6 protein-coding genes are annotated in these 7,703 nt (G+C 70.7%); 1 reads left to right on the plus strand and 5 read right to left on the minus strand.

Annotation, left to right across the window (positions count from 1 at the left end; all coding sequences use genetic code 11):
* Nucleotides 1-205: 205 nt before the first annotated feature.
* A complete protein-coding gene (locus tag B7767_RS24285) occupies nucleotides 206-1,729 on the plus strand; it encodes an aldehyde dehydrogenase family protein (RefSeq protein ID WP_085574066.1) in 1,524 nt (507 codons plus the stop codon).
* A gap of 252 nt (nucleotides 1,730-1,981) precedes the next feature.
* On the opposite strand, the gene B7767_RS24290 is transcribed toward B7767_RS24285, so the two are convergent.
* The 5 genes from B7767_RS24290 to B7767_RS24310 form a co-directional block, all read right to left on the minus strand.
* Nucleotides 1,982-3,190, minus strand: coding sequence for an RNA-guided endonuclease TnpB family protein (locus B7767_RS24290; protein WP_085574067.1), 1,209 nt, complete (start codon nucleotides 3,188-3,190; stop codon nucleotides 1,982-1,984).
* On the minus strand, nucleotides 3,187-3,630 hold the full coding sequence (gene tnpA, locus B7767_RS24295) for an IS200/IS605 family transposase (RefSeq protein ID WP_085574070.1): 444 nt from the start codon (nucleotides 3,628-3,630) through the stop codon (nucleotides 3,187-3,189). Before tnpA ends, B7767_RS24290 begins: the two co-directional genes overlap by 4 nt.
* 153 nt (nucleotides 3,631-3,783) lie before the next feature.
* Nucleotides 3,784-4,515 carry a CBS domain-containing protein gene (locus B7767_RS24300; protein ID WP_085574068.1) on the minus strand — a complete coding sequence of 244 codons (732 nt, stop codon included), beginning with the start codon at nucleotides 4,513-4,515 and terminating at the stop codon, nucleotides 3,784-3,786.
* A gap of 12 nt (nucleotides 4,516-4,527) precedes the next feature.
* Nucleotides 4,528-7,224: a bifunctional GNAT family N-acetyltransferase/acetate--CoA ligase family protein gene (locus B7767_RS24305; protein WP_085574069.1), complete on the minus strand. Its 2,697-nt coding sequence runs from the start codon at nucleotides 7,222-7,224 to the stop codon at nucleotides 4,528-4,530.
* Nucleotides 7,225-7,372: 148 nt separating this feature from the next.
* A partial coding sequence (locus B7767_RS24310) for a universal stress protein (RefSeq protein ID WP_179167263.1) occupies nucleotides 7,373-7,703 on the minus strand: 331 nt, incomplete at its 5' end.

A 7,703-nucleotide genomic window follows, 5' to 3' on the forward strand; every position in this document is an offset into this window, starting at 1 on the left:
GCTGGCCGCGGCCCGGCCGACGGCCGTGAACCGGCTCCGTCTGGCCACGCTCGAATCGGAACTGAGGGCCCCGGACGGCTGGGCCCGCTTCGAGGACCGGTAGCAACGCCGCCCGTCCGCAACGTGGTTGCAACGTCCGTGTCCTTACGCTCCGGTGCGGAGCTGCCCAACGGCGGGCAGCGCTGCCGAAGGAGGCCAGTTCCGCATGACCCGTTACGCGGCGCCCGGGAGCGAGGGCGCGATCGTCTCCTACCAGTCCCGCTACGACCACTTCATCGGCGGCGAGTACGTACCCCCGGTCGCGGGGCAGTACTTCGAGAACCCGAGCCCGGTGAACGGCCGGCCGTTCACCGAGGTGGCACGTGGCACGGCGGAGGACGTCGAGGCGGCGCTCGACGCGGCGCACGCGGCCGCGCCCGGCTGGGGGCGCAGGCCGGCGTCCGAGCGGTCCGACATCCTGCTGAAGATCGCCGACCGCATGGAGGCCAACCTGGAATCGCTCGCGGTGGCGGAGAGCTGGGAGAACGGCAAGCCCGTACGGGAGACCCTGGCGGCCGACATCCCGCTGGCCATCGACCACTTCCGCTACTTCGCCGGGGTCGTACGCGCCCAGGAGGGCTCGCTCAGCGAGGTCGACGACGACACGGTCGCCTACCACTTCCACGAGCCGCTGGGCGTCGTCGCCCAGATCATCCCGTGGAACTTCCCCATTCTGATGGCGACGTGGAAGCTCGCGCCCGCCCTCGCCGCGGGCAACGCGGTCGTCCTCAAGCCCGCCGAGCAGACACCGGTCTCCATCCACTACTGGCTGAGCCTCGTCTGCGACCTGCTGCCGCCGGGCGTGCTGAACATCGTCAACGGCTTCGGCCCGGAGGCCGGAAAGCCGCTCGCCTCCAGCCCGCGAGTGGCGAAGGTGGCCTTCACCGGCGAGACGTCCACGGGACGGCTGATCATGCAGTACGCGGCCGAGAACCTGAAGCCGGTCACGCTGGAGCTGGGCGGCAAGTCGCCGAACATCTTCTTCGACGACGTGTGGGAGAAGGACGACGAGCTGCGCGACAAGGCCCTCGAAGGGTTCACGATGTTCGCGCTGAACCAGGGCGAGGTGTGCACGTGCCCCTCCCGGGGGCTGATCCAGCGCGGCAACTACCCCGACTTCCTGGCCGCGGCCGTCGCCCGCACCGAGCTGATCAGGCCCGGACACCCGCTCGACACCGACACGATGATCGGCGCGCAGGCCTCCAGCGAGCAGCTCACCAAGATCCTGTCCTACATCGACATCGGCCGGCAGGAGGGCGCCAAGGTCCTCACGGGCGGCGAACGCGCCGAGTACGGCGGTGACCTGAAGGGCGGCTACTACGTGCAGCCGACCATCTTCGAGGGCGACAACCGGATGCGTGTCTTCCAGGAGGAGATCTTCGGCCCCGTCGTCTCGGTGGCCTCGTTCGACGGCTTCGACGACGCGATCAAGATCGCCAACGACACGTCGTACGGCCTCGGCGCGGGCGTGTGGACCCGCGACATCAACACGGCCTACCGCGCCGGGCGCGCGATCCAGGCGGGCCGCGTCTGGACGAACTGCTACCACGCCTACCCCGCGCACGCCGCGTTCGGCGGCTACAAGCAGTCCGGGATCGGCCGGGAGACACACAAGATGATGCTGGACCACTACCAGCAGACGAAGAACCTGCTGGTGTCGTACTCGCCGAAGAAGCTCGGGTTCTTCTAGACGCATGAAAAAAGGCGCCTGAACTGGGCTTTCACCCGTCAGGCGCCTGTCACCCAGACCGCTTTCGACCGAGCCCGGATCACGCGCCAACTCCCAGTTCCTCCCACTGCCGCACCCCTCCTGACCAGTGTTTCCGGACCAGTCACGGACCAAATCCCGGTTCGGTCCTCGGCTGCTTCACCTTGGCCGGCGCGCTGCCACTCGTTCGTGACTCCACCCACGCGTAAACGCGCGGGCTTCCTGCGTCGGTGGCTAAGCCGCCGCGCAGAGGACCAGCCCGGCCCTGTTGAGGACGTTCGTCGCGCCGACGTGGTCCGCGTTCGCTTCGAACCCGCATCTGACACATTCGAACTTCGCTTGAGTGACACGGTTCTCCTTCGCGACGTGCCCGCAGTCGGGGCATGTGCGGGAGGTGTTGCGCGCGTCCACCAGGACCATGAGGCGACCGGCTCTTTCAGCCTTGTTCGCCAGGATTCCGAGGAACTGTGCCCAACCCGCGTCGAGAATACTGCGGTTGAGCCCGGCCTTCGCTGCGGCGCCGTTCGGCAGGAAGGTGCCGGGCTGCTCGGGGTCGGCCTTGGGCGCGGGGCTCTTGGCCATGCCCGCGGTGTTCAGCCGCTCGTGCGCGATCACGTCGTGGTCGGTGATGAGCGCGCGGGCGGTCTTGTGGTGGAAGTCGGCGCGCTGCCGCCGGATCTTCGCGTGCAGCTTGGCGACCTTCTGGGCGGCGGCGCGGTGGCGTTTGGTGCGCTGCCGGGTCCGCTTCGGGAACGTCGCGAGGTGCCGCTGCGCTTCGGCGAGTTCGTCGGCCATCACCTGGAGGAAGCGCGGGTTGGCGATGTGTTCGCCGTTCGAGGTGGTGAGGAAGTGGGTGATGCCCATGTCGATGCCGACGTTTCCCCCGGTGGGTGGCAACTCCTCGGCGGGCACGTTGTCGCAGGCGAGGACGGCGTACCAGCGGTTGCCTTCGCACTTCACGCTGATCGTCTTGACGCGGCCCTGTACGGGCCGGTGCCGGTGCACGCGGACGTGCCCGACGCCCTGGAGGCGGACGCGTGTCTGCGCATCGTGTGGGGTGGAGTCCCAGCGGCAGCCGTCACCGTCCTTGGGGAAGGTGACGGTGTCGAAGTGGCCGACGCCCTTGAAGCGTGGGTAGCCCGGTGTCTGCCCGGCCTTGACGCGCCGGAAGAACGCCTGGAAAGCCTTGTCGAGACGGCGCAGGGTGGCCTGCTGGGAGGAGAACGACCAGCGCCCTTGGCGCTCGGGATCGAACGCGCGGATCTCCTTGAGCTGGGCGGACTGGTCGCCATACTTGATGCTGGTCTTGGATGCGTGCTGGTAGGCGTCCCGCCGCTCCTGCAGCGCCGCGTTGTAGAGCGAGCGGTGGTCCCGCAACATCTCGCCCAGCGCGACGGTCTGACGGGCCGTGGGGCGCAGGAGGAACTTGTACGCGCGGATCACGAGCCGTCCCCCTTCTTCCACGGGCGTTCCCACTGGGTGTTGATGTACTTCTCCACCGTCGCCGCCGAGACGGCTCCGACCGATGCCGCGAAGTACGACGACGACCACAAGGTAGGCATCCGCGACTTCAGGTGCGGGAACTCCTCGCGCAGCACGCGGGAGGTGAAGCCCTTGAACTGGTTGGCCACATATGAGGCCGATGCCTTCGGGTCGTGCTTGACGAACAGGTGGACATGGTCGGGCATCACCTCAAGGGCGATGATCTCCCAGCCGCGTTCGTCCGCCTTCTGTCGGATCAGTTCGTCCAGGCGTTCCGCGACCCGGCCGCCGAGGACCGGACGGCGGTACTTCGGGCACCACAGCACGTGGAGCCCGAGGTCGTACACGCCACCAGAAAACCGGCGAACCTTCCTGGTCACAGTCACACGATCACTATACATGTGCCGCATGTCTATTGCGGCAGAGAGGTCAGCCGAGGTGAACAGTGCAGATCCGTGCACCCGGTTGAGGTCAGAGCAACCCAGAGAAGCCATTCCCCACCCCGCTAAAGCGGGGCGTCCCCTGGCTAGGTCCTGATGGTGGTCCGCCTCCTCTCACAGCCGCCGCAGCCAGTCGTCCGCGACGCCGCTCGGCACTCGCGTGTCGTTCTGGAACCCGGAGTCGTCGAAGCGGTGGGTGAGCTGGTCCACGACGTCGACGACCCCATCGGTCCTGCGGGTCATGGCCACGGCGACCTCGGTTTCGCTCTTGCGTTCCATCTGACCGTGCAGCGTGACGACTCCCTCGGTCACGGTGACGTCGATGCTGCCGGTGACCAGCCACAGTCCGCGTTCCAGCACCTCGTGGACCACTTCCTCGCGGATCTCCGCGTCCGGGCGGAGGAAGGTCCACAGCAGGTCGTGCCGGGTGACGACGCCGACCAGGCGGTCTTCCTCGTCGAGCACCGGGAGCCGGTTCACCTGGTGCCGGACCATGGTGCGGGCGGCCTCGACGACGGTGTCCTCGGTGTGCACGCCGACGGCGGGGGAGGTCATCAGACCGCCTGCCGTCCGGGCCCGCGCCTTCGCCGCCCGCCGACGGGCGCGGGGCGTCAGCCGCGCGAGGCGGAACCGCGGGGGCGGCTCGTAGGCGAGTGGGGTCGCGGCCTGGTGGAGCATCAGGTCCGTCTCGGAGACGACGCCGATGACGTGCTCGTCGTCGTCCACCACGGGCAGTCCGCTGACGCGGTGTTCCGCGAGCAGCCTGGCGACGGCCTTGAAGGGGGTGCCGTACTCGGCGCGGACCACCTCGGTGGTCATCACGGAGCCGACCTTCTGGTTCCTCATGTCTGTTCCTCCTCAGCGCAGTCGGCGCAGACAGGGGTCCTGCGGCCGGCGTGGCAGCAGGCGTATCCGCGCGTCGAGGACGGTGACCTCGCCGGGTGTGGCGAGGACCGGGTTGAAGTCGGCTTCGGCGAGCTGCGGCAGGTCCGTGGCCATCAGGGACAGCCGGTGGAGTACCTGCTCCAGCCCTTCCAGGTCGACGGGGCCGCCGCCTTGCGTGCCGAAGAGCAGGGGGGCGCAGCGCGGGGCGGTGATCAGGTCGTGCACGTCCTGACCGGTGAGCGGGGCGAGGCGGGCGGCGTGGTCGGCGAGCACCTCCGTCGCCGTGCCTCCCAGGCCGAAGACGACGAGCGGGCCGAAGACGCCGTCCTGGACGACGCCGGCGAACAGCTCGGTGCCGCGGGATGCGAGCGGCTGGACGACGACACCGGTCATGAGTCCTTCGAAGCGGGTCCGCAGGTCCTGGAAGGCCGTGCGTACCCGGGCCTCGTCGCGCAGGTCGAGGTGGACGGCGTGCTGGAGGCTCTTGTGCACGAGTCCGGGCCAGTGTGCCTTGAGGACCACTCGGCCGTCGGTGCCGCGCAGGCGTTCGGCGGCGCGTACTGCGTCGTCCTCGGTCTCGGCCCAGGCCCAGGGCAGCTGGGGGATGCCGTAGCAGGACAGGAGCTCGGCGCAGGCACGCGGGTCCAGCCAGCCTCCGTCCGGCTGCTGGGCGAGGAAGTCGTCCGCCAGGGCTTGCGCACGGGAGGTGTCGATGTCGTCCGGGTCCGGCACGGTGCCGACGGGCCGGGCGAGCCAGGCCGCCCGTCGGGCGGCGTGGGCCAGCGCTCGTGCCGCCGCCTGCGGTTCGGCGTACGAGGGGACCGCCTCGCCGTCGGCGACGGGCAGCAGGGTGACCGGCAGGTCCTGTTCCAGGCGTACGACGATGACGGGTTTGGCCCGGCGGCCGGGCCCCCGGGTGACGGCTCGGACCAGGTCGTCACCCGTCGCCGCGGCGACCGCGGTGGGGACGAGGGCCACCAGGACCGCGTCGACGGTCGGGTGACCCGCGAGCCGCTCGACGCAGGTGCTCAACGCGTCCTCGGTCACGGCGGCGGTGGCGTCCACGGGGTTGCCGGCGCTCGCTCCGGCGGGCAGCGCGGCGAGCAGGTCGTCGGCCAGTTCGGGGCTGGGCGGGTTCAGGACCAGTCCGGCCTCGGCGCAGGCGTCGGCGGCCAGGACTCCCGCGCCGCCGGCGTTGGTGATCACGGTGACGCGGGTGCCGGCCGGCAGTGGTTGTGCGTGCAGCAGGGCCGCCGTTTCCAGCAGTTCGCCGACGGAGCGGGTCGCGGTGACGCCCGCCTGGGTGAACAGGGCTTGGCGGGTCATCGTGCCGGTGGCCGCGGCGGCGGTGTGGGAGGCGGCGGCTCGGCGGCCGGCGTCGGTGCGTCCGGCGTCGACGGTCAGCACGGGCATCCGCCGGGTGACGCGCCGGGCGGTGCGGGAGAAGGCCCGCGGGTTGCCGAAGGACTCCAGGTGGAGCAGGGCGAGGTCGGTGCGGTCGTCGCTCTCCCACCACTGGAGCATGTCGTTGCCGCTGACGTCGTACTTGTCGCCGAGCGACGCGAACGTGGAGACGCCGATGCCCAGGCGGGACAGTCCCTCCAGCAGGGCGATGCCGACGCCGCCGGACTGCACGGCGACCCCCGCGGTCCCGGCGCGCGGGTGCGCGGCGGCGAAGGTGGCGTCGAACCGGTGCCCGGGAGCGGTGTTGGCGACACCGAGGCAGTTGGGGCCGGCCAGACGCATGCCGTAGGTGCGGCAGGCGGTGAGCAGGGCATCGGACTGCTCGGTGTCGAGTCCGGCGGAGACCACGACCAGGGCGCGTACGCCCGCCTTGCCGCACTCCTCGGCGACGGCGGGCAAGGACACGGCCGGACTCGCCACGACCACGAGGTCAGGAGTCACGGGCAGGACGCTGACGGACGGGTAGGACGGTACACCGAGGATCACCTTGGCGGCCGGGTTCACGGCGAACAGGCGGCCGGTGAAGCCGTCCCGGTGGAGGTGGTGCAGCAGGGCGCGTCCCACCGAGCCGGGCCGGCGGCCGGCCCCGACGACGGCGATGGACCGCGGCCTCAGCAACGGCTCCAGACTGGCCACGTCGGCGGCCCTGCCTCGGGCCTCCGTCGCCGTCAGGTAGGTCTCGTCCTCGTGCAGGTCGATGACACAGTGGACCTCGGGGCCGTCGAACCGCCGGGTCGTGGTGAGGCCGAGATCGGCGAAGAGCCGCAGCACTTCGTGGTTCTCGCTGAGGGCGTCAGCGGTGAAGGCGGTGATGCCGTCGGCACGGGCGGCCGAGACGAGGTGCTCGACGAGCAGGGTCCCCACGCCCCGGTGGTGCAGGCCGTCGGCGACCGCGACGGCGAGTTCGGCGGTCTGCGGCGCATCGTCGTCGGAGTGGTACTCGACGAGACCGACGACCTGTCCCGCCCGTTCGGCGAGCAGGGCCCGGTGCCCGCGCCGGGCCGGCGCGCACACGTTGTCCGCGGCCAGGCCGGCTGAGCGGAGGCCGGCGGAGAAGAACCGCAAGCGAAGATTTTCCGGGGACATCTCCGCGTAGAGACCTTCCAGTTGGTCATGGTCCCCGGGCTCCACGGCACGGATGCGGATGGTGGTTCCGTCCGCGAGCAGTGCGTGGACTGCGGGGCGGTGCGGCATGTCGTCCTTCATGGCGGCTCTCCTCCGATCCGCTCGAGGCTTTCGACGTGTCGGGCATCTGTCGCGACGACGGCCACCCCCAGAGGCTGACCGGGGCACCTGGAGGGCCGGTCGGCCCCGTCTCGCGCCGGTCGTCCCGCTCGGCGGCGACTTCGGGTCATCACACCGTGTCGGGGACGACCGCGACCGGGCAGGCGGAGTGGTGCAGGAGCGTGTGGGCGATCCGGCCGAGGCGGTGCCCGAACTGCCCGGGATGCCGTCGGCCGACGATCAGCAGGTCCGCCTCGTGCGAGGCGGCCAGCAGCGCTCGGCGGGCGGGTCCCTCGACCGTGTGCCAACGCAGGCGCACGTCCGCCGGGGCGCCGGCGAGCGCGGCCTCCAGTTCCTTGGCCGCCCGTTCCTCGTGCAGGCGCTCGGGCGTGCCGGTGAGCAGCGGGTGGTCGGCCGTGTCGTGCGCGGGGCACCGCCACGCCCGCACCGCGTCCAGGGCG

The sequence above is a fragment of the Streptomyces sp. 13-12-16 genome (assembly GCF_002114215.1).
Taxonomy (GTDB): domain Bacteria; phylum Actinomycetota; class Actinomycetes; order Streptomycetales; family Streptomycetaceae; genus Streptomyces.

Coding starts and splice junctions, on each gene's coding strand:
- B7767_RS24285 (WP_085574066.1), top strand. CDS start 206: ATGACCCGTTACGCGGCGCCCGGGAGCGAGGGCGCGATCGTCTCCTAC.
- tnpA (WP_085574070.1), bottom strand. CDS start 3,630: ATGTATAGTGATCGTGTGACTGTGACCAGGAAGGTTCGCCGGTTTTCT.
- B7767_RS24300 (WP_085574068.1), bottom strand. CDS start 4,515: ATGAGGAACCAGAAGGTCGGCTCCGTGATGACCACCGAGGTGGTCCGC.
- B7767_RS24305 (WP_085574069.1), bottom strand. CDS start 7,224: ATGAAGGACGACATGCCGCACCGCCCCGCAGTCCACGCACTGCTCGCG.